The sequence below is a fragment of the Rhizobacter sp. P5_C2 genome (genome assembly GCF_054049715.1).
The window spans coordinates 1-24,013 of sequence record NZ_JBFULV010000075.1 but is presented as its reverse complement, the minus strand read 5'-3'; the positions used below and the strand labels follow the sequence as shown (position 1 = coordinate 24,013).

Annotated in this window: 11 protein-coding genes and 1 pseudogene; 7 read left to right on the top strand and 5 right to left on the bottom strand. The window is 68.2% G+C overall.

Going from position 1 to position 24,013, the window contains the following annotated elements:
- Window positions 1-23 precede the first annotated feature (23 nt).
- The 4 genes from sdhA to ACXJLU_RS23675 all read right to left on the bottom strand — a co-directional run bounded on the left by sdhA (window position 24) and on the right by ACXJLU_RS23675 (window position 3,528).
- A complete protein-coding gene (gene sdhA / locus ACXJLU_RS23690; RefSeq protein ID WP_457335213.1) occupies window positions 24-1,751 on the bottom strand; it encodes a succinate dehydrogenase flavoprotein subunit in 1,728 nt (575 codons plus the stop codon).
- 73 nt (window positions 1,752-1,824) lie between these two features.
- Window positions 1,825-2,187, bottom strand: coding sequence for a succinate dehydrogenase, hydrophobic membrane anchor protein (sdhD, locus tag ACXJLU_RS23685; protein WP_073465431.1), 363 nt, complete (start codon window positions 2,185-2,187; stop codon window positions 1,825-1,827).
- A gap of 13 nt (window positions 2,188-2,200) precedes the next feature.
- Window positions 2,201-2,629, bottom strand: a complete 429-nt coding sequence (gene sdhC, locus ACXJLU_RS23680) for a succinate dehydrogenase, cytochrome b556 subunit (protein WP_073465430.1) — start codon at window positions 2,627-2,629, stop codon at window positions 2,201-2,203.
- 113 nt (window positions 2,630-2,742) lie between these two features.
- Entirely contained in the window at window positions 2,743-3,528 is a 786-nt protein-coding gene (locus ACXJLU_RS23675; protein WP_457335199.1) for a GntR family transcriptional regulator, read from the bottom strand.
- 150 nt (window positions 3,529-3,678) lie between these two features.
- Between ACXJLU_RS23675 and ACXJLU_RS23670 the strand changes: the two genes are divergently transcribed.
- The 5 genes from ACXJLU_RS23670 to ACXJLU_RS23650 all read left to right on the top strand — a co-directional run bounded on the left by ACXJLU_RS23670 (window position 3,679) and on the right by ACXJLU_RS23650 (window position 9,858).
- A complete protein-coding gene (locus tag ACXJLU_RS23670; protein WP_073465429.1) occupies window positions 3,679-4,665 on the top strand; it encodes a malate dehydrogenase in 987 nt (328 codons plus the stop codon).
- A gap of 74 nt (window positions 4,666-4,739) precedes the next feature.
- Complete coding sequence (gene tam, locus ACXJLU_RS23665; protein ID WP_457335197.1) at window positions 4,740-5,516, top strand: trans-aconitate 2-methyltransferase; 777 nt, start codon at window positions 4,740-4,742, stop codon at window positions 5,514-5,516.
- A complete protein-coding gene (locus ACXJLU_RS23660) occupies window positions 5,516-6,511 on the top strand; it encodes an HpcH/HpaI aldolase/citrate lyase family protein (RefSeq protein WP_457335195.1) in 996 nt (331 codons plus the stop codon). The genes tam and ACXJLU_RS23660 overlap by 1 nt, the downstream gene beginning before the upstream one ends.
- A 132-nt stretch (window positions 6,512-6,643) precedes the next feature.
- Window positions 6,644-7,117: a hypothetical protein gene (locus ACXJLU_RS23655; protein WP_457335193.1), complete on the top strand. Its 474-nt coding sequence runs from the start codon at window positions 6,644-6,646 to the stop codon at window positions 7,115-7,117.
- Window positions 7,118-7,278: 161 nt separating this feature from the next.
- Window positions 7,279-9,858, top strand: coding sequence for a bifunctional aconitate hydratase 2/2-methylisocitrate dehydratase (locus tag ACXJLU_RS23650; protein ID WP_457335191.1), 2,580 nt, complete (start codon window positions 7,279-7,281; stop codon window positions 9,856-9,858).
- A gap of 653 nt (window positions 9,859-10,511) precedes the next feature.
- Here the strand turns inward: ACXJLU_RS23650 and sbcB are convergent.
- A complete protein-coding gene (gene sbcB, locus ACXJLU_RS23645; protein WP_073465425.1) occupies window positions 10,512-11,960 on the bottom strand; it encodes an exodeoxyribonuclease I in 1,449 nt (482 codons plus the stop codon).
- Between the two features lie 198 nt (window positions 11,961-12,158).
- Between sbcB and ACXJLU_RS23640 the strand changes: the two genes are divergently transcribed.
- Window positions 12,159-22,238, top strand: a complete 10,080-nt coding sequence (locus ACXJLU_RS23640) for an SPM autocatalytic domain-containing protein (protein WP_457335189.1) — start codon at window positions 12,159-12,161, stop codon at window positions 22,236-22,238.
- A gap of 80 nt (window positions 22,239-22,318) precedes the next feature.
- Window positions 22,319-24,013 (top strand): annotated as a pseudogene (locus ACXJLU_RS23635) (heme utilization protein); the annotation flags it as partial.

Below are 24,013 nucleotides of genomic sequence, written 5' to 3'. Positions count from 1 at the left end.
TTCGACGTTCTTGTGGCGATGGCTCAGAACGAGCGGACCTTCGGCGGGATGGATTCCGTCGTCAGCGGCGTGAGCTTGACGGGCTTGTAGTCGAGGCGGTTGCCTTCGCTGTACCACAGCGAGTGCTTCATCCAGACCTTGTCGTTGCGGCCGTTCGGGAACTCCGGCGAATCGGCGTAGTCGTTGACGGTGTGCGCGCCGCGGCTTTCGTGGCGTGCGGCCGCCGAGACCATCGTGGCGAGCGCCGCCTCGATCAGGTTCTCGACCTCCAGCGCCTCGATGCGGGCGGTGTTGAACACCTTGGACTTGTCGGCCAGGTGGATGTTCTTCACGCGCTCGGCGATCGCCTTGACCTGCTCGACGCCTTCGTCCATCGTGGCCTGGGTGCGGAACACGCCGGCATGCTTCTGCATCGAGTTGCGCAGGTCGTTGGCCACGTCCTGCGCGTACTCGCCACCGCTGCTGGCCTCGTACTTGTTCAGCCGGGCCAGCGTGCGCTCGGCCGCGTCGGCCGGCAGCGGCTTGTGGGCCTGGGTCTTCAGCGCCGCGTCGACGATGTGGTTGCCGGCCGCGCGGCCGAACACCAGCAGGTCGAGCAGCGAGTTCGTGCCCAGGCGGTTCGCGCCGTGCACGCTGACGCAGGAGCATTCGCCGACCGCGTACAGCCCGTTGACCACCGCGTTCGGGTCGCCGTCCTTCGGCACGACCACCTGGCCGTGGATGTTGGTCGGGATGCCGCCCATCTGGTAGTGGATGGTCGGCACGACCGGGATCGGCTCCTTCGTGATGTCGACGTTCGCGAAGTTGTGGCCGATCTCCAGCACGCTGGGCAGGCGCTTCATGATCGTCTCGGTGCCGAGGTGGGTCATGTCGAGCACGACGTAGTCCTTGTTCGGACCGCAGCCGCGCCCTTCCTTGATCTCCTGGTCCATGCAGCGCGAGACGAAATCGCGCGGCGCCAGGTCCTTCAGCGTCGGCGCATAGCGTTCCATGAAGCGTTCGCCATCGCTGTTGCGCAGGATCGCGCCTTCGCCGCGGCAGCCTTCGGTCAGCAGCACGCCGGCACCGGCCACGCCGGTCGGGTGGAACTGCCAGAACTCCATGTCTTCCAGCGGGATGCCGGCGCGCGCCGCCATGCCCAGGCCGTCGCCGGTATTGATGAAGGCGTTGGTCGAGGCCGCGAAGATGCGCCCTGCCCCGCCGGTAGCCAGCAGCACGGTCTTGGCTTCGAGGATGTGCAGCTCGCCGGTTTCCATCTCGAGCGCGGTGACGCCGACCACGTCGCCATCGGCGTCGCGGATCAGGTCGAGCGCCATCCACTCGACGAAGAAGTGCGTGCGCGCCTTGATGTTCTGCTGGTACAGCGTGTGCAGCATCGCGTGGCCGGTGCGGTCGGCGGCGGCGCAGGCGCGCTGCACCGGCTTCTCGCCGTAGTTGGCGGTGTGGCCGCCGAACGGGCGCTGGTAGATGGTGCCGTCGGGGTTGCGGTCGAACGGCATGCCGAAGTGTTCGAGCTCGTAGACGACCTTCGGCGCCTCGCGGCACATGAATTCGATCGCGTCCTGGTCACCGAGCCAGTCGGAGCCCTTCACGGTGTCGAAGAAGTGGTAATGCCAGTTGTCTTCCGACATGTTGCCGAGCGACGCGCCGATGCCGCCTTGCGCGGCCACCGTGTGCGAACGGGTCGGGAACACCTTGGACAGCACGGCGACGTTCAGGCCGGCGCGGGCCAGTTGCAGCGAGGCGCGCATGCCCGAGCCGCCGGCGCCGACGATGACGACGTCGAACTTGCGCTTGGAGATCGAGGAAGAGGAAAAGCTCACGTCAGAGTCTCCAGAGCACTTGAATCGCCCAGCCGGCACAGCCGACCAGCCACACCAGCGTGAACACCTGCAGCGCCAGCTTCACGCCGACCGGCTTCACGTAGTCCATCAGCACGTCGCGCACGCCGACCCACACGTGGTAGGCCAGCGAGACGATCACGACGAAGGTCAGCACCTTCATCCATTGGCGCGAGAAGATGTTCGCCCACTTGTCGTAGCCCATCGGGCCCGGCAGCAGCACCTGCACGATCAGCGCGACCGTGAACAACGCCATCACCAGCGCGGTGGCGCGCTGGGCCATCCAGTCGCGCAGGCCGTAGTGCGCGCCGACGACCAGGCGCTTCGAACCAAAGTTTTGTGTCATGGTGTGGCGCGCCTCAGAAGAACAGCTTCCAGCCGAGCACGAGGGTCAGCAGGACACTCAGCACCAGCGTGACGAGGGCCGACTGGCGGCCGAATTCCTTGCTGACCGAGTGCGTCGCGTCCATCCACAGGTGGCGCACGCCGGCAATGAAGTGATGCAGGTAGGACCAGATCAGCGCGAGCGTCACCAGCTTGATGAACCAGGCCGGGATGAAGCCGTAGCCGCCCATGAAGACGCCGGTGAACTGCGTGTACGAGACTTCCGAGGTCAGGCTGGTGTCGAACATCCAGATGATGAACGGGAGCAGCACGAACATCAGCAGGCCGCTGACGCGGTGCAGGATGGACACCCAGCCCGCGAGGGGCAGCCGGTATTGGGTGGCGTCGATCAGACGCATCGTTCCTGGCCTCCGTGAGGAGATTGGCTTGGAGAGATCGGTCATACCCACCTTGTTTGCATGTTGTGTGCGAGACGAATCGAAAGATTTTATTGCAACGCAGCACGTTCGCGTGCGGGTCGGCGAAGCAACCGCGGCCGAATGATGCGCCTTCGCGGCTAGCTGAGCTCGTTCCTGTAGTAATGCGAGCGCGTGTTGTAGAGGCCGCGCCGCAGCTCGACCGGCTTGTCGCCATAGGTGCGCGACAGCCGCTCCACGCTGAGCAGCGGCTCGCCGACCGGCACGCCCAGCAGTTCGGCCGCGCCGGCATCGGCCGCCACCGCCCGCAACTGCTCCTCGGCGCGGATCATGCGCACGCCGAACTCGGTTTCGAACAGGCCGTACAAGGGCCCGCGGTAGTCGGTGAGGCGCTCCGCCGTCAGCCCCTTGAACAGTGACGCCGGCAGCCAGATGTCGTCCAGCACCACCGGCACGCGCTTGAACTGCAGCAGCCGGCGGATCTGGATCGCCGCGTCGCCGGCTTTCAGTTCGAGCGAACGGGCGATCTCGGCACCCGGCCGCTGGCGGCGGCAATCGATGACATGGCGTGTCGCGCCGCCGATCTCGCCGTCGTCGGGCATCAGCCGCAGGAAGCGGTACTGGATCTTCTCTTCCGCATGCGTCGCGACGAAGGTGCCCTTGCCCTGGCGGCGCACCAGCAGGTTCTCGTCGGCCATCGCGTCGATCGCCTTGCGCACCGTGCCCTGGCTCACCTTGTAGCGCGCGGCCAGCTCCATCTCGCTCGGGATCGCCTCGCCCGGCTTCCATTCGCCGCTCTGCAGGCTGCGCGTGATCAGCCCCTTGATCTGCTGGTACAGCGGGCTGAAGGCCGCCCCGCCGGAGTCGGCAGGCGGCGCTTCGCCGGCGGCGGCGACAGCGGAGGAAGAAGGGATCGAAGTGGCCATGAGTGCGCGATTGCAGCACAGCTCGGCCCTCGCCGTCCACGACTGATGGAAGATGTCTTATATAAGACATAAGATCCTTGACAGAAGGCAGGGTCGCCACCTAGACTCGCCCTACACTTCAGGCACCACTGAACCCCGCGGAGACCTCTCATGAGCAAGAAACCCGTTCGCGTTGCCGTCACCGGTGCCGCCGGCCAGATCGGCTATGCCCTGCTGTTCCGTATCGCCTCGGGCGAGATGCTGGGCAAGGACCAGCCGGTGATCCTGCAGCTGCTCGAGATCCCTGATGAAAAAGCCCAGAAGGCGCTGAAGGGCGTGATGATGGAACTCGACGATTGCGCGTTCCCGCTGCTGGCCGGCATGGAAGCGCACGGCGATGCCAACACCGCCTTCAAGGACACCGATTACGCACTGCTGGTCGGTGCCCGCCCGCGCGGCCCCGGCATGGAGCGCAAGGACCTGCTGGCCGCCAACGCGCAGATCTTCACCGCGCAAGGCAAGGCGCTGAACGCCGTCGCGTCGCGCAACGTCAAGGTGCTGGTGGTCGGCAACCCGGCCAACACCAACGCCTACATCGCAATGAAGAGCGCGCCCGACCTGCCGCGCAAGAACTTCACCGCGATGCTGCGCCTGGACCACAACCGCGCCGCGTCGCAGATCGCCGCCAAGACCGGCAAGCCGGTGTCGAGCATCGAGAAGCTGACCGTGTGGGGCAACCACTCGCCGACGATGTACGCCGACTACCGCTTCGCGACGATCGACGGCAAGCCGGTCAAGGAGCTGATCAACGACGACGTGTGGAACAAGGACACGTTCCTGCCGACCGTCGGCAAGCGCGGCGCCGCGATCATCGAAGCACGCGGCCTCAGTTCTGCCGCGTCGGCCGCCAACGCCGCGATCGACCACATGCGCGACTGGGCGCTGGGCAGCAACGGCAAGTGGGTCACGATGGGCATCGCGTCCGACGGCCAGTACGGCATCCCGAAGGACACGATGTTCGGCTTCCCGGTGACCACCGCCGGCGGCGAATACAAGCTGGTCGAAGGCCTGGCGATCGACGCGTTCTCGCAAGAGCGCATCAACCTGACGCTGAAAGAACTGCAAGAAGAGCAGGAAGGCGTCAAGCACCTGCTGTGAGCACGGCTGCGGGCCCGAGAGAAGGCCGGACTCCATCCGGCCTTTTTTTCGACCCGCGATGGATGGAGCAAGCGATGAGCGACTGGAATCCCGACCTGTACAAGCAATTCGAGGACGAGCGCACGCGCCCGGCGCGCGATCTGCTGGCGCAGGTGGATTCCATTCCGTCCGGCCCGGTGTTCGACCTCGGCTGCGGGCCGGGCAACTCGACCGAGCTGCTGGTCCGGCGCTTTGCCGGCGCGCAGGTTGTCGGCACCGACAGCTCCGCGGCGATGCTCGCCAGCGCGCGTGAGCGCCTGCCGGGCAGCCGCTTCGAACTCAGCGACATCTCCACGTGGCGGGCCACATCGCCCGCCGCGCTGATCTACGCGAACGCCTCGCTGCAATGGGTGCCCGACCACGCGGCGCTGCTGCCGCGGCTGTTCGCCGAACTCGCACCGGGCGGCACGCTCGCGATCCAGATGCCCGACAACCGCGACGAGCCGACCCACCGGCTGATGCGCGAGACCGCCGCGCTCGCGCCCTGGGCCGAGCCGATCGGCGATGCCGACCGCAAGCGCACGCCGATGCTCGGCGTCGGCGGCTACTACGACCTGCTGGCACCGCTGGCCGCGCGGGTGCAGGTGTGGCGCACCGCCTACCAACACCCGATGGCCGATGCCGCCGCGATCGTCGAATGGGTGCGCGCCACCGGGCTGAAGCCGTTCATCGACCCGCTGTCGCCCCCGCTGCGCGCCTCGTTCCTCGAGGCCTACACCCGCCGCATCGCCGAGGCCTACCCGGCGCATGCGGACGGCCGGCTGCTGCTGGCGTTCCCGCGGTTGTTCATCGTCGCGAAGAAGGCGGCGTGATGACCATCCACCCGCGTGACATCCTGTTCGGCGCCGGCGACCGCACGCCCGCCCTGCCCGTCTGCGACCACTACGCCGGCGTCGAGGCCCGCATGCACAAGAGCCTCGCGCTGCAGGCCGAGCTCGGCCCGGTGTTCGACATCACGCTCGATTGCGAAGACGGCGCGCCGGTCGGCGGCGAGGCCGAGCATGCGCAGATGGTCGCGTCGTTCGTGATGTCGGCCGCCAACCGCCACGGCCGCGTCGGCGCCCGCGTGCACGCGCCGGACGATGCGGCCTTCGACGCCGATGTCGACACGCTGGTGAAGCAGGCCGGCGCCAAGCTGGCCTACCTGATGGTGCCCAAGGTCGAGAGCCTCGCGCAGTTGCAGGCGGCGATCTCGTCGATCGACGCCGCCGGCGTGCGCCACGGGTTGGCGCGGCAGATCCCGATCCATGCGCTGGTCGAGACGCACGGCGCGTTGCGCGAGGTCGACGCGATCGCCGCGCACCCGCGCATCGAATCGCTGTCGTTCGGGCTGATGGATTTCGTCTCGGCGCACCGCGGCGCGATCGGCCACCAGGCGATGAGTGCCACCGGCCAGTTCGAGCACCCGCTGGTGCTGCGCGCCAAGCTGGAGATCTCGGCCGCCTGCCATGGCCACGGCAAGGTGCCGTCGCACTGCGTGGTCACCGAATTCCGCAAGCTCGATCTGCTGCAAAACGCTGCGGCCAAGGCCTCGCGCCAGCTCGGTTACCTGCGCATGTGGAGCATCCACCCCGACCAGATCCGCACCATCGTCGATGCGTTCGCGCCGACCGCCGCCGAGACCGACCTCGCGACCGAGATCCTGATGGCAGCGCAGGCCGCCCACTGGGCGCCGACCAGCCACCGCGACACGCTGCACGACCGGGCCAGCTACCGCTACTACTGGCACGTGCTGGAGCGCGCCGCCCGCACCGGACAGCCGCTGCCGATCGAGGTGCGGCAGGCCTTCTTCGCGGAGGGGTCGTGATGTTTTCCACGCCTGCGCGCGGCAAGTGCGCAACAAGCCATCAAATTGTTTCAAAGACGCGGGTTGGCCCCCGATGTGTGCCACCACCCACCTCCACAATCGCTCCTTCTCACAACCTGTTGGAGCGACACGATGTCCCGCAATCTGATTCTTGCCCTGGCCTTCGGCCTGACCTCGGCCGCTGCGATGGCCGCCGATCCCGCCACCCCGGCCAAGCCGGCCGCGAAGCCGGCAGCCGCCGCCGCGAAGAAGGCGCCGCCCAAGAAGGTCGAAGCCACGCTGCCGCAAGCCGACCAGGCCCAGCTCGACGCCGCCGAGCGCACGCTGTACGGCCCGTACGAATGCGAGTTCAACCAGAAGATCGACGTCTCGATCAACCCGAAATTCCCCGGTTACGTCGACGTGGCCTTCGGGAAGAAGCTGTTCACGATGAAGCCGGTGTCCTCGTCGACGGGCGCGCTGCGCCTGGAAGACGTCAAGGGCGTCGCGCTGCTGCTGCAGATCGCCAACAAGTCGATGCTGATGGACACCAAGGTCGGCCAGCGCCTGGTCGACGGCTGCGTCCACGAGAAGCAACGCGCTGCCGCTGCGGCTGCCGGCAAGTAAACGCCGACGGTCTCCGGAGATCTAGCCAGCGCCCTGCCCCCGTTTTTTCGTTCCCTGTGCCTCGGGTCGCGACGACGACCGGCGGCCGGCGCCTGGCAGATCCGCGCAATGCGGCTGCAGGGCTTTCCTTTCCCTGAACGTCATTGCCCCCGGAGAACCGCATGCTTCAAGCCTATCGCCAACACGTTGCCGAACGCGCCACCCTCGGCATTCCGCCGCTGCCGCTGTCGGCCGCGCAGACCGCCGAACTGATCGAGCTGCTGAAGGCGCCGCCGGCCGGTGAAGGCGCCAACCTGGTCTACCTGCTGACCCACCGCGTGCCCGCCGGCGTGGACGATGCGGCCAAGGTCAAGGCCTCGTACCTTGCCGCCGTCGCGCATGGCACCGAAGCCAATTCATTGATTTCCCGCGAGCTGGCGACCGAGCTGCTGGGCACGATGCTCGGCGGCTACAACATCAGCCCGCTGATCGACCTGCTGGACGACGCCGCGGTCGGCGCCGTCGCCGCCAAGGGCCTGAAGGGCACCTTGCTGATGTTCGACCAGTTCCACGACGTGAAGCTCAAGGCCGACAAGGGCAACGACCACGCTCGCGCGGTGCTGCAGAGCTGGGCCGATGCCGAATGGTTCACGTCGCGCCCCGAGGTGCCGGCGTCGATCACCGTCAGCGTCTTCAAGGTGGGTGGCGAGACCAACACCGACGACCTGTCGCCGGCGCCTGACGCCTGGAGCCGCCCCGACATCCCGCTGCACGCGCTGGCGATGCTGAAGAACGCGCGCCCGGGAATCACCCCGGAAGAAGACGGCAAGCGCGGCCCGATCAAGTTCATCGAGGACCTGCGCGCCAAGGGCAACCTGGTGGCCTACGTCGGCGACGTGGTCGGCACCGGCTCCAGCCGCAAGTCGGCCACCAACTCGGTGCTGTGGTTTACCGGTGAAGACATTCCGTACGTGCCGAACAAGCGTTTCGGCGGCGTGTGCCTGGGCAACAAGATCGCGCCGATCTTCTACAACACGATGGAAGACGCCGGTGCGCTGCCGATCGAGCTCGACGTGAGCCAGATGGCGATGGGCGACGTGGTCGAGCTGCGCCCGTATGAAGGCAAGGCGCTGAAGAACGGCCAGGTGATCGCCGAGTTCAAGGTCAAGAGCGAGGTGCTGTTCGACGAAGTGCGCGCCGGCGGCCGCATTCCGCTGATCGTCGGCCGCGGCCTGACCGCGAAGGCGCGCGAGGCACTGGGCCTGGCGCCGTCGACGCTGTTCCGCCTGCCGCAGAGCCCGGTCGATACCAAGAAGGGCTACTCGCTGGCGCAGAAGATGGTCGGCAAGGCCTGCGGGCTGCCGGTCGTCAACGGCCAGCAGCAGGGCGTGCGCCCCGGCACGTACTGCGAGCCGCGCATGACCAGCGTGGGGTCGCAGGACACCACCGGCCCGATGACGCGCGACGAGCTGAAGGACCTGGCCTGCCTGGGCTTCAGCGCCGACCTGGTGATGCAGAGCTTCTGCCACACCGCGGCCTACCCGAAGCCGGTCGACGTGAAGATGCACCACGAGCTGCCGGAGTTCATCAGCACGCGGGGCGGCATCTCGCTGCGCCCGGGTGACGGCGTGATCCACAGCTGGCTGAACCGTTTCCTGCTGCCGGATACGGTCGGCACCGGTGGCGACAGCCACACCCGCTTCCCGATCGGCATCAGCTTCCCGGCGGGCTCGGGGTTGGTCGCGTTCGCCGCGGCCACCGGCGTGATGCCGCTGGACATGCCGGAGAGCGTGCTGGTGCGCTTCAAGGGCACGATGCAGCCGGGCGTCACGCTGCGCGACCTGGTCAACGCGATCCCGCTGTATGCGATCAAGCAGGGACTGCTGACGGTCGAGAAGAAGAGCAAGAAGAACATTTTCTCGGGCCGCATCCTCGAGATCGAGGGGCTGCCCGAACTGAAGGTGGAGCAGGCCTTCGAGCTGAGCGATGCGTCGGCCGAGCGTTCGGCCGCCGGCTGCACGGTGCACCTGAACAAGGAACCGATCATCGAGTACATCAACAGCAATATCACGCTGATGAAGTGGATGATCGCGCAGGGGTATGCCGATGCGCGCACGCTGGAGCGCCGCATCGCCGCGCAAGAGGCCTGGCTCGCGAACCCGCAGCTGCTGAAGGGCGATGCCGATGCCGACTACGCGGCGGTGATCGAGATCGACCTGGCCGACGTGCACGAGCCGATCGTCGCGTGCCCGAACGACCCGGACGACGTGAAGACGCTGGCCGAGGTGTCGGGCGCGAAGATCGACGAGGTGTTCATCGGTTCGTGCATGACGAACATCGGCCACTTCCGGGCGGCCAGCAAGCTGCTCGAGGGCAAGCGCGACATTCCCGTGAAGCTGTGGGTGGCACCGCCCACCAAGATGGATGCGCACCAGCTGACCGAGGAAGGCCACTACGGCGTGCTCGGCACGGCGGGTGCCCGCATGGAGATGCCGGGTTGCAGCCTGTGCATGGGCAACCAGGCGCAGGTGAAGGAAGGCGCGACGGTGTTCTCGACCAGCACGCGCAACTTCCCGAACCGGCTGGGCAAGAACAGCAACGTCTACCTGGGTTCGGCCGAGCTGGCGTCGATCTGCTCGAAGCTCGGGCGCATTCCGACGAAGGACGAGTACATGGCGGACATGGGGGTGCTGACGGCGGCGTCCGACAAGGTCTACCAGTACCTGAACTTCGACCGGATCAAGGAATACAGCGAAGCTTGAGTCCATCTGCGCTTGCAAAGGCGCGGGTGGGGAGGCTGTGGCTCGCCGGCCGGTGCGGTCTTCGCCCCTTTCGGGGCGAAGACTTCCCTCCGCTGACTGGTTTCATGGCCCGTCGCCGAAACTCCCGTCACTCACTTCGTTCGTTGTGGTCAAACAGTCGGCGACAGTCAGTTCACGAAGCGTGCTGCGCACGCGGGCCATGAAACCAGCCAGCTCCGGCGCCCCGTCCCTATTGGCGCTCCACAGCCTCCCCACCCGCGCCTTTGCGGAACCGCCGTGCTGTGTTTGGGGGGAAAAGATTGAAGTGACCGACGAGCGTGCGGGCGCTCGCGTGCTCGTCGGTCACTTCAATCTTTTCCCCCCAACAAGAGCTGGTGGTGCTTCGCGGGGGGTGAGGGAATGGGCTGGGGGCGATTTCTGAGGCGACGAAGAAGCTCGGCTTCGGGGGTGGCGCGCGCCAGCGCGCTTCGTAGACTGACTCATCGCCACTGTTTGACCACAACGAACGAAGTGAGTGGAGGGAGTTTGGCGATGCACCCACGGAGCCGAGCTTCTTCGTGGAGTCGGCGCCCCCCTGGGGGCGTCGACCGCCTCGGCATGAGCCCCCAGCCCATTCCCTCACCCCCCGCGACGCGCAGCAGACACGCCAGGAATCAATCCCGCTCGGGCGCTATCTCAGTGGCGTAGTCGACCAGTGCGCCCAGGATGTCCTGCGCCCGCTCATCCTCCGCCAGCGCTTCTGATTCCTGCAGCGCATCGATCCGGTCGAAGAAGGCCTGCAGCGTCAACGCGCCCCCCGCCCCGTCGTGCAGCTTGTGCACCCGGTGCTCCAGCCACTGCGCCTGCTCGGCCTCGCTGAGCGTCTGCGGGAAATTGCGAGCCCGGTAGCGGAACAAAATCTCCGCCAGCCGCGGATCGGCGAACGCCGGCCGCTTGTCGGCCAGCTGCTGCGGCGACAACCCGCGCAGCCGCTGCAGCGCCTTGCGGTCTTCGTTGCCGACGAAGCCGCCGTACAAATCCTCGTCGACATCCGGCTTCGCGCTCGGCGCCGGCCGCTCGAACACCGCCGGCCACATGCCGGCCAGCAGATGCCCCTGCTTCGCGGCCAGTTCCGCATGCGCCATCGCCAGCGGCACGTCGACGCCCCACTTCGCCGCCACCGCATCGCTCAGCGTCTTCAGGTTGCCGATCACCATCGGCGACTTGTTGATGTGGATCGTCTTGATCGGCAGGCGCGCCACGCCGTCAGGCAGGTCGTCCGCCTTGCTGAACATGCGCAGCCGGATCGTCTCGACGTCCAGCGTGAACAACTCCGCAGGGTCGTGGGCCAGGTCCCACACGATCACTTCATTCTTGTTGCTCGGGTGCGGCGCGAGCGGCCACACCAGCGCCATGCAGCCGCGCTCGACGCCGTACATGCCCGAGATGTGCAAAAACGGCCGGCCCACGCCCATCTCCTGGAGCACCTCGTCCTTCTTGCGCAGCTTCAGTGCGAAATCCCACAGCCGCGGCTGGCGTGACTTGATCAGCTTCGCCAGCGCAATCGTCGCCCGCACGTCTGACAAGGCATCGTGCGCCGCCTCGTGCGACAGCCCGTTCGCGGCCGTCAGGTGCTCCAGCTTGAACGACGGCCGCCCGTCGTCATGCGTCGGCCAGGTGATGCCCTCCGGCCGCAGCGCCCAGGTCAGGCGCACGACATCGAGCAGATCCCAGCGCCCGCACTGGTTCTGCCACTCGCGCGCGTACGGGTCGATCAGGTTGCGCCAGAACAGGTGGCGCGTGACCTCGTCGTCGAAGCGGATCGTGTTGTAGCCGACACCCACCGTGCCGGGCTGCGCCAGCTGCGCCTCGATCGCGTCGGCGAACGCATGCTCCGGCACGCCGCGCTCCAGGCAGGCCTGCGGAAGGATGCCGGTCAGCAGGCAGGACTCCGGATCGGGCAGGTAGTCGGGCGCCGGCTGGCAATACACCATCAGCTCGCCGCCGGGCAGCTCGTTCAGCTCGGCATCAGTGCGGATGCCGGCGAACTGGGCCGGCCGGTCATGGCGCGGCACGCGGCCGAAGGTTTCGTAGTCGTGCCAGAGAAACGTGAAATCGGTCATGGCGCGCAATCTACCAGCACCGGCCGATGCGGACCCAAACCAGACGGATTGCGCAAACAGCGCCGTATCCCCGCCTCATTTGCACCTTAAGGGTTCGGCACATGTATCCGATATTCCCGTTTGACTGGGTCCGGTTTGGAGCAGGTGCACGCACACCCACCGACCCCGCAAACGAATTCCACACAAAGGACGCCCTTCATGGCCAGCATCATTCAGTTCCTGACGACCGCTCAGATCGCCGGCTTGTCGACGAAGTCCATTGCCGGGCTGACGACCGAGGACTGGGCCGCGTTCAACACCGCGCAGTTCCAGGCACTGACGACGACGCAGGTCGCCGCGATCCCGTCGACCAACATCTCCGCGATCGGCACCGCCGAACTCGCCGTGATGGAGACGCAAGACCTGCGGGCGCTGAGCTCCACCGCGCTGCGCGCACTGAACTCCGACCAGCTCGGCGCCTTCAACTCCGACCAGTTCGCCGCGCTGACGACCGCCCAGGTCGCATCGCTGACGACCACGCAGATCGCGCACCTCGGCACCGACGACCTGAACGCGCTGACGACCAACCAGTTCGCCGCGCTGACCACCGCGCAGGCCGCGGCGCTGACCTCCGACCAGATCCCGACGCTCGAATCGTCGGACCTGCGCTCGCTGAGCTCGGCCGCGATCCGCAACCTGTCGACCGCGCAGATCGATGCGCTGACCTCCGACCAGATGGGCCAGCTGACCACCTCGCAGGTGGCCGCCATGACGACCGCCCAGCTGGCCAACCTGGTCACCGACGACCTGAACGCGATGAACACCGCGCAGTTCGCCGCGCTGTCCACCGCGCAAGTCGTGGCGCTGACGCCGACGCAAGTCGCCGGCCTGCAGTCCGATGACCTGCGTGCCCTGAGCACCGCCCAGTACGCCGCGATGACGACCGCCCAGGTCGCCGCGCTGACGACCGACCAGCTGCCCAACCTCGAATCCAGCGACCTGCGTGCGATCAGCACCGCCGCGCTGCGCCAGCTCAATTCCGACCAGCTCGGCTCGCTGACCAGCGACCAGTTCGCCGCCCTCACCACCGGCCAGGTCGCCGCGCTGACGACCACCCAGCTGTCGACGCTGGGCACCGACGACCTCAACGCGCTGACGACCACGCAATTCGCCGCGCTGTCGACCGCCCAGGCCGCTGCGCTGACCACCGACCAGATCCCGACGCTGGAGACCAACGACCTGCGCGCGCTGAGCACCGCCGCGCTGAAGGGCTGGACCACCGCGCAGATCGACGCGCTGACCTCCGACCAGATGGGCGCGCTGACCACCGCCCAGGTCGCCGGCCTGACGACCGCGCAACTGGCCAACCTGACCACCGACGACCTGAACGCGCTGAACACCGCGCAATTCGCCGCACTGTCCACCGCGCAAGTCGTGGCCCTGACCCCGACGCAGATCGCCGGCCTGCAATCCGATGACCTGCGCGCCCTGAGCACCGCCCAGTACGCTGCACTGACCACCGCGCAAGTCGGCGCGCTGACCAGCGACCAGATCCCGAAGCTCGAATCGTCCGACCTGCGTGCCATCAGCACCGCCGGCATCCGCGGCCTGAACAGCGACCAGTTCGGCGCACTGACCTCCGACCAGGTCGGCTCGCTGACCACCGGCCAGATCTCGGCGCTGACGACCGGCCAGCTGTCGTCGCTGACCTCCGACTCGCTGAACGCGCTGAGCACCACGCAGTTCGGCGTGCTGTCGACGGCCCAGGCCGCCGCGCTGACCTCCGACCAGATCCCGCACCTCGAATCGTCGGACCTGCGTGCGCTGAGCACCGCCGCGATCCGCAACTGGACGACCGCCCAGGTCGATGCGCTGACCAGCGACCAGATGGCCCAGCTGACGACCTCGCAAGTCGCCGCACTGACCACCGCCCAGCTGTCCAACCTCGTCACCGACGACCTGAACGCGCTGTCGACGAACCAGTTCGCCGCGCTGTCCACCGCGCAAGTCGCCGCGCTGACGCCGACGCAGATCGCCGGCCTGCAGTCCGATGACCTGCGCGCGCTGAGCACCGCCCAGTTCGCCGCGCTGACGACCGCCCAGGTCGCCGCACTGACCACCGACCAGATCCCGAACCTCGAATCGAGCGACCTGCGTGCCATCAGCACCGCCGCGCTGCGCCAGCTGAACTCCGACCAGCTCGGCTCGCTGACCAGCGACCAGATGGCCGCGCTCACCACCGGCCAGGTCGCTGCACTGACGACGACCCAGCTGTCGACGCTGGGCACCGACGACCTGAACGCGCTGACGACCACGCAGTTCGCGACGCTGTCGACCGCGCAAGCCGCCTCGCTGACCACCGACCAGATCCCGACGCTCGAATCGTCGGACCTGCGCGCGCTGAGCACCGCCGCGCTGCGCAACTGGACGACGGCCCAGATCGACGCACTGAGCTCCGACCAGATGGGCCAGCTGACGACCGCCCAGGTCGCCGCACTGACCACGTCCCAACTGGCCAACCTGAGCACCGACGACCTGAACGCGATGAACACCGCGCAGTTCGTCGCGCTGTCGACCGCGCAAGTTGCCGCGCTGACCCCGACGCAGATCGCCGGGCTGCAATCCGATGACCTGCGCGCGCTGACCACCGGGCAATACGCCGCGATGACGACGGCACAAGTCGCCGCGCTGACCAGCGACCAGATGCCCAACATCGAGTCCTCGGACCTGCGTGCGATCAGCACCGCCGGCATCCGCGGCCTCAACAGCGACCAGTTCGCCGCCCTGACCTCCGACCAGATCGCGTCGCTGACGACCACGCAGGTGGCCGCGCTGACGACCACGCAGATCGCCTCGCTGGCCTCGGACGACCTGAACGCGCTGAGCACCGCGCAATTCAGCGCGATGTCGAGCGCGCAGACCGCCGCGCTGACCACCGACCAGATCCCGCACCTCGAATCGTCCGACCTGCGCACGCTGAGCACCGCCGCACTGCGCAGCTGGAGCACCGCCCAGATCGATGCGCTGAGCTCCGACCAGATGGGCCAGCTGACCACCGCGCAAGTGGCCGGCCTGACGACCACCCAGCTGACGAGCCTGAACACCGACGACCTGAACGCGATGAACACCGCGCAGTTCGCCGCGCTGTCCACCGCCCAGGTCGCCTCGCTGACCGTCACCCAGATCGCCGGCCTGCAGTCCGATGACCTGCGTGCGCTGAGCACCGCGCAATACGCCGCGATGAACTCGGCCCAGGTCGGCGCGCTGACGACCGACCAGATCCCGAACCTCGAATCGGCCGACCTGCGCGCGCTCAGCACCGCCGCGATCCGCGCGCTGAACACCGACCAGATCAATGCGCTGACCTCCGACCAGATGGCCCAGCTGACGACCGCCCAGGTCGCCGCGCTGACCTCGACGCCGCAGGTCGACGGCCTGAACACCAACAACCTGAACGCGCTGACCACCGCGCAGTTCGCCGCGATGACGACCGCCCAGGCCGCCGCCATCACGACGACGCAGATGTCGAACCTGGAGACGCAGGATCTGCGTGCGCTGAGCACCGCCGCGATCCGCGCGCTGAACAGCGACCAGCTGGCCGCGCTGAACTCCGACCACATGGGCGCGCTGAGCACGGCCCAGGTCGCCGCGCTGTCGACCACCCAGGTCGCCAACCTGACCACCGAAGACCTGAACGCGCTGAACACCGCCGACTTCGCCGCGATGTCGACCGCCCAGGTCGCCGCGCTGAAGGTCAGCCAGGTGGCCGGCCTCGAGACCGATGACCTGCGTGCGATGACGACGGCGCAATTCGCCGCGCTCAGCACCGCACAAGTCGGCGCCCTCACCAGCGACCAGATCCCGCACCTCGAATCCTCCGACCTGCGTGCCATCAGCACCGCCGGCATCCGCGGCCTGAACAGCGACCAGTTCGCTGCGCTGACGTCGGACCAGGTCGCTTCGCTGACGACCGCGCAAGTCGCCGCGCTGACGACGACGCAGCTGGCCTCGCTGAGCTCCGACTCGCTGAACGCGCTGAGCACCGCCCAGTTCGCGATCCTGTCGACCGCCCAGGCCGCCGCGCTGACCACCGACCAGATCCCGCACCTCGAATCGTCGGACCTGCGTGCGCTGAGCACCGCCGCGATCCGCAACTGGAGCACCGCGCAGGTCGATGCGCTGAGCTCCGACCAGATGGGCCAGCTGACGACCGCGCAAGTGGCCGGCCTGACGACCGCCCAGCTGAGCAACCTGGTCACCGACGACCTGAACGCGATGAACACCGCGCAGTTCGCCGCGCTGTCCACCGCGCAAGTCGCGTCGCTGACGCCGACCCAGATCGCCGGCCTGCAGTCGGATGACCTGCGCGCACTGAGCACCGCCCAGTTCGCCGCGCTGAACACCGCGCAAGTGGCCGCGCTGACGACTGACCAGATTCCGAACCTGGAATCGGCCGACCTGCGTGCGATCAGCACTGCCGCGCTGCGCCAGTTGAACTCCGACCAGCTCGGCGCGCTGACCAGCGACCAGATGGCCGCGTTGACGACCGCGCAAGTGGCTGCCCTGACGACCACCCAGCTGTCGCAGCTGGGCACCGGCGACCTGAACGCCCTGACGACGACGCAGTTCGCGACGCTGTCGAGCGCGCAAGCCGCCTCGCTGACCACCGACCAGATCCCGACGCTCGAATCGTCCGACCTGCGTGCGCTGAGCACCGCCGCGATCCGCAACTGGACCACGGCGCAGATCGACGCGCTGACCTCGGACCAGATGGGCCAGCTGACGACCGCGCAAGTGGCCGCGCTGACGACCGCCCAGCTGAGCAACCTGGTGACCGACGACCTGAACGCGATGAACACCGCGCAGTTCGTCGCGCTGTCGACCGCGCAAGTCGCCGGCCTGACCGCGACGCAGATCGCCGGCCTGCAGTCCGATGACCTGCGTGCGCTGACGACGGCCCAGTACGCCGCGCTGAACACCGCGCAAGTCGCCGCGCTGACCACCGACCAGCTGCCGAACCTCGAATCCGCCGACCTGCGTGCCATCAGCACCGCCGCGCTGCGCCAGCTGAACTCCGACCAGCTCGGTGCCTTGACCAGCGACCAGTTCGCTGCGCTGACGACCGGCCAGGTCGCTGCGCTGACGCCGGCGCAACTCGCCGGCCTCGGCTCCGATGACCTGAACGCGCTGACGACCAACCAGTTCGCGATCCTGTCGACCGCCCAGGCCGCCGCGCTGACCACCGACCAGATCCCGCACCTGGAGTCGTCGGACCTGCGCTCGCTGAGCACCGCCGCGCTGCGCAACTGGACCACCGCGCAGATCGACGCACTGACCTCCGACCAGATGGGCCAGCTGACGACCGCGCAAGTGGCCGGCCTGACGACCGCCCAGCTGTCGAACCTGGTCACCGACGACCTGAACGCGATGAACACCGCGCAGTTCGCTGCGCTGTCCACCGCGCAAGTCGCGTCGCTGACGCCGACCCAGATCGCCGGCCTGCAATCCGATGACCTGCGTGCCCTGACCACCGCGCAATACGCCGCGATGAATTCGGCCCAGGTCGGTGCGCTGACGACCGACCAGATCCCGAACCTCGAATCGGCCGACCTGCGCGCCATCAGCACGACGGCCATCCGTGCGCTGAACAGCGACCAGCTGGCCGCCCTCGACTCGAGCCAGATCGGCGCGCTGACGACCGGCCAGGTCGCCGCGCTGACGACCACGCAGCTGTCGACGCTGAACAGCGACGACCTGCGCGCCCTGACGACGCAGCAGTACGCCGCGCTGTCGACCACGCAAGTCGCGTCGCTGACCACCGACCAGATCCCGGTGCTCGAATCGACCGACCTGCGCACGCTGAGCACCGCCGCGCTGCGTTCGTGGAACACCGACCAGCTGAACGCGCTGAGCTCCGACCAGATGGGCCAGCTGACGACCGCGCAAGTGGCCGGCCTGACGACCACCCAGCTGGCCAACCTGACGACGGAAGACCTGAACGCGCTGAACACCGCTGACTTCGCCGCGCTGACGACTGCCCAGGTCGCCGCGCTGAAGGTCAGCCAGATCGCCGGCCTGGAAACCGACGACCTGCGTGCAATGACGACGGCGCACTTCGCCGCGCTGTCGACCGCGCAAGTCGGTGCCCTCACCAGCGACCAGATCCCGCACCTGGAATCGGCCGACCTGCGTGCCATCAGCACCGCCGGCATCCGCGGCCTGAACAGCGACCAGTTCGCGGCCCTCACCTCGGATCAAGTGGCTTCGCTGACGACCGCGCAAGTCGCCGCGCTGACGACGACCCAGCTGTCGTCGCTGACCTCCGACTCGCTGAACGCGCTGAGCACCACGCAGTTCGCGATCCTGTCGACCGCGCAAGTCGCGTCGCTGACGACCGACCAGATCCCGCACCTGGAGTCTTCGGACCTGCGTGCGCTGAGCACCGCTGCCCTGCGCTCGTGGAACACCGACCAGCTGAACGCGCTGAGCTCCGACCAGATGGGCCAGCTGACGACCGCGCAAGTGGCCGGCCTGACGACCACCCAACTGGCCAACCTGACCAGCACCGACCTGAATGCGCTGAACACCGCTGACTTCGCGGCACTGTCGACCGCCCAGGTCGCATCGCTGACGGTCGGCCAGGTGGCTGGCCTCGAGACCGACGACCTGCGTGCGATGACGACGGCGCAGTTCGCCGCGCTGTCGACCGCGCAAGTCGGCGCGCTGACCAGCGACCAGATCCCGCACCTGGAATCGTCTGACCTGCGTGCGATCAGCACCGCCGGCATCCGCGGCCTGAACAGCGACCAGTTCGCTGCGCTGACGTCGGACCAGGTGGCTTCGCTGACGACCGCCCAAGTCGCCGCGCTGACGACGACCCAGCTGTCGTCGCTGACCTCCGACTCGCTGAACGCGCTGAGCACCACGCAGTTCGCGATCCTGTCGACCGCGCAAGCCGCGTCGCTGACGACCGACCAGATCCCGCACCTGGAGTCGTCGGACCTGCGTGCCCTGAGCACCGCTGCGATCCGCAACTGGAGCACCGCGCAGATCGATGCGCTGAGCTCCGACCAGATGGGCCAGCTGACAACGGCGCAAGTCGCCGGCCTGACGACCGCCCAGCTGAGCAACCTGACCAGCACCGACCTGAACGCGCTGAACACCGCTGACTTCGCTGCGCTGTCGACCGCCCAGGTCGCGTCGCTGACGGCCGGCCAGATCGCCGGGCTCCAGTCGGACGACCTGCGCGCGATGACGACGGCGCACTTCGCCGCGCTGTCGACCACGCAAGTCGCCGCGCTGACGACCGACCAGCTGCCGAACCTCGAATCCAGCGACCTGCGTGCGATCAGCACGACGGCGCTGCGCCAGCTCGACTCGGCGCAGCTCGGCTCGCTGACCAGCGACCAGTTCGCCGCGCTGACGACCGCGCAAGTGGCCGCGCTGACGACGACCCAGCTGTCGACGCTCGGCACCGACGACCTGAACGCGCTGACGACGACGCAGTTCGCGACGCTGTCGACCGCCCAGGCCGCCGCGCTGACCACCGACCAGATCCCGACGCTGGAATCGGCCGACCTGCGTGCACTGAGCACCGCCGCGATCCGCAACTGGACCACGGCGCAGATCGACGCGCTGACCTCGGACCAGATGGGCCAGCTGACGACCGCGCAAGTGGCCGCACTGACCACCTCGCAGCTGAGCAACCTGACCAGCACCGACCTGAACGCGCTGAACACCGCCGACTTCGCCGCGCTGTCGACCGCCCAGGTCGCGTCGCTGACGGTCGGCCAGGTGGCTGGCCTGGAAACCGACGACCTGCGTGCGATGACCACGGCGCAGTTCGCCGCGCTCAGCACCGCGCAAGTCGGCGCGCTGACCAGCGACCAGATCCCGCACCTGGAATCGGCTGACCTGCGTGCGATCAGCACCGCCGGCATCCGTGGCCTGAACAGCGACCAGTTCGCTGCGCTGACTTCGGATCAAGTGGCTTCGCTGACGACCGCGCAAGTGGGCGCCCTGACGACCACCCAGCTGTCGTCGCTGAGCTCCGACTCGCTGAATGCGCTGAGCACCACGCAGTTCGCGATCCTGTCGACCGCGCAAGTGGCTTCGCTGACCTCCGACCAGATCCCGCACCTTGAATCGTCGGACCTGCGTGCCCTCAGCACCTCGGCCATCGCCAACATGAGCACCGCGCAGATCGATGCGCTGAGCTCCGACCAGATGGGCCAGCTCACGGTGGCCCAGGTGGCGGCGATGACGACCGCGCAACTGAGCAACCTGGTCACCGACGACCTGAACGCCTTCGGCACCGCGCAGTTCGCGGCGATGTCGACGGCCCAGGTGGCATCGCTGACGGCCACCCAGATCGCCGGCCTGCAATCCGACGACCTGCGTGCGCTGACCACCGCGCAGTACGCGGCCTTCACGACGGCCCAGGCGCATGCGCTGACGACCGACCAGATGCCGAACCTGGAGTCTTCCGACCTGCGCGCGCTGAGCACCAACGCGATCCGCGCGCTGGACTCCGACCAGTTGGCGGCCCTCACGTCCGACCAGATGGCGGCCCTGACCACCGGCCAGGTGGCGGCGCTGTCGGCCAGCCAGGTCGGCACGCTGACCACCGACGACCTGAACGCGCTGACCACCAGCCAGTTCGCGGTCTTCTCGACGGCCCAGGTGCAGTCCTTCACGTCCGACCAGATGACGGCCCTGCAGACCGACGACCTGCGTGCGCTGAGCACCGCGGCGCTGCGTTCGCTGAGCACCGCGCAGCTGGATGCGATGGGTTCCGACCAGTTCGGTGCCTTGACGACGGCGCAGGTGGCTTCGCTGACCACGACGCAGATCTCCAGCCTGTCGAGTGACGACCTGAACGCGCTGACCGGCACGCAGTTCGCGGCGCTGACCACGGCGCAGTCGGCCTCGCTGACCGCGTCGCAGATCGGGACGATGACGTCCGAGGACCTGCAGGCACTGACCACGGCGCACTACGCGTCGCTGTCGGCGACCCAGGTGCTCGGCATCACGACCGACCAGATCTCGGTGATCGAAACGCAGGACCTGCGCGCGCTGAACTCGACCTCGCTGCGTGCCCTGACGGACGCGCAACTGGGTGAACTGACCACGACGCAGCTGTCGTCGCTGGGCGGCCAGGTGAGCAACCTGACGACCTCGCAGCTCTCGCACCTGGCGACCGACGACCTGAACGCGTTCACCGCCTCGCAGTTCCTGGTGATGAACACGGCACAGATCCAGTCGCTGACGGCCACGCAGATCGGCCACCTGGAAACCGCGGACATCCATGCGCTGAGCACGGCCGCGATCCAGTCGCTGACGACCGACCAGATCCAGGCCATCACGACCGACACCTTCCAGGCGTTGAGCGGTGCCCAGATCGCGGCCTTCACGACCGCCCAGGTGCATTCGCTGACGACCGACCAGGTGATCGCGCTGACGACCACGCAGACGATGGCCCTGGAGACCCAGGACATCGCGGCGATGTCGATGACGCAGATCGCGGCCTTCGAAGGCCAGGACATCGCGGTGATGTCGTCGCCGCAGCTGGACGCCTTCATGGCGGCCTCGCCGATCGTGCTGGACCTGAACGGTGACGGCGTCTCGACGGTGTCGGCGGCGCACGGGGTCAACTTCGACCTGAACGCCACCGGCCATGCCAACAAGGTGGGCTGGGCGGCTGCGACGGACGGCATCCTGGTGATGGACCGCAACGGCGACGGCAAGATCAACGACGGCACCGAGCTGTTCGGCGTCGCGACCGTGAAGGCCGACGGCACCCGCGCCGGCAACGGTTACGAGGCCATGAAGATCGAGGACACCAACCACGACGGCAAGCTGACCGCCGCGGACGTGAACTTCGACAAGCTGAAGGTGTGGGTCGATGCCAACCAGGACGGCATCTCCGAGAAGGGCGAGCTGCACGGCCTGGCCGACTTCGGGATCGTCTCGCTGGACCTGCATGCCGCGAGCGGCACGACGGTGCAGAACGGCAACCTGCTGGGCCTGGTGTCGAGCTACACGACGGCGGACGGCGCCAAGCACGACATGGCGGACGTGTGGTTCGGCAAGGCGCCGACGACCGATGCGGCGGCAGCCAAGGAACTGCCGGTGCAACTGGCCGACGTGCTGGCCGCGCCGACCAGCGACGTGCTGGCCGGTGGCAGCAGTGCCCCGACGGTCGCGGCGACGCAACCGACGGCGCACGCCGCGGTGCACATCGACCACAAGCTGCTGGCCGATGAAGAGCACCTGAAGAACATCGGCCCGCTGATCTGAGCGCGGCAACCGATGGCGCGGCACGCACTCCCTGAAGTGCGTGCCGCGCGCTCACGCCCGTCACCCGCCCCCCTGCTCGCATGAAATTCGGCTTCGTCAAGTGGTTGGTCAGCAAGCTGCTGCCTTCGGCCTGGCGGGACCTGTTCTCGTCCGACGGCAACACCACGAACTCGGCCACGCCGGCGCCGCCGGTCACCACCTCCAACACCACCGGGCTCACCGACGCCCAGGTGCAGGCGCTGACGACGCAGCAGATCGCCGGCATGACGACCAGCGAGCTGAACGCGCTGACGACCGCGCAGTTCGGGATGCTGACGCCGGTGCAGGCCGGCGCGATCACCCCGCTGCAGGCCACGAACCTGGAGACGGCCGACCTGCGCGCGCTGACCACCGCGGCGATCCGCGGCTGGAGCAGTGCGCAACTGGCCGCGCTAACGACGCAGGAGATCGTGCTGCTGACCACGCAGCAGGTGGCCGCGCTGTCGCCGGCCGCGATCGCCGCGCTGGCGACCGCGGCGCTGAACGCGATGACGACCGCCGAGTTCGCCGCGCTGAACAGCGCGCAGGCTGCGGCGCTGACCACGCAGCAGATCTCGCACCTGGAGAGCGCCGACCTGCGCGCGCTGACGACGGCCGCGCTGCGCGGGCTGTCGGCCGCACAGCTCGATGCCTTGACCACCGCGCAGATCGCGCTGTTGAGCACCACCCAGCTGGCCGCGCTGACGACGGCGCAGTTCGACGGGCTGCTGCCGACGCAGATCGGCGCACTGACCACCGCGCAGATCGCCACGCTGACGGGAGCGCAGGTGGCGACCCTCGGCACCGACGACCTGCAGCAGATGTCGACACAGCAGTTCGCCGCCCTCACCTCGGCGCAGGCCGCGGGGCTGAGCCCGGCGCAACTGGCCGCGCTGCCGACGGCCGACTGGGCGGCGTTGTCGACAGCCGCGATCCGCGGCATCGACCCGCTGGCGCTGGCCGCGGTGACGACGGACGAGATCGCCGCGCTGACCACCGCGCAGGCCGCGGCGCTGAACTCGGCGCAGATCACTGCATTGAGCGATGCGCAGATCGCGGCGCTGGAGACGGCCGACCTGCGCGCGCTGAGTTCGGCCGCGTTCCGCGCGCTGAGCGCCTCGCAGATCGACGCGCTGACCCCGGCACAGCTCGCGGTGCTGACCACCTCGCAGATCGCATCACTGACGCCGGCGCAGGTGGCCTCTTTCAACAGCGACGACCTGCAGGCGCTCGGCACGGCACAGTTCGCGGCGCTGACGTCAGCGCAGGTGGCGGCCTTGTCGCCCACCCAGGTGGCGAGCCTGGAGACCGCTGACTGGGCGGCGCTGAACACCGCGGCGATCAAGGCGCTGAGCGTGGCCTCGGTGGCCGCGCTGACGACCGCCGAGATCGCTGCCATGACGACGGCCCAGGCCGCGGCACTGACCGCCACGCAGGCGGCCGCGCTGACGACGGATCAGATGCTGGCGCTGGAAACTGCCGACCTGCGCGCGCTGAGTTCGGCCGCGTTTCGCGCGCTGACGCCGGCGCAGGTGGAGGCGCTCGGCTCCGACCAGTTCGCTGCGCTGACGACGGCGCAGATCGCGTCGCTGACCGGCCCGCAGCTTGCGGCGCTGCCGACCGACTACCTGAACGCGCTGACGACCACGCAGTTCGCGGCGCTGTCGACCGCGCAGGCCGCGGCGCTGACGCCGGCCCAGGTGGCGGCGCTGGAGACGGCCGACCTGGCCGCGCTGAGCAGCGGCGCGGTGCGGGCG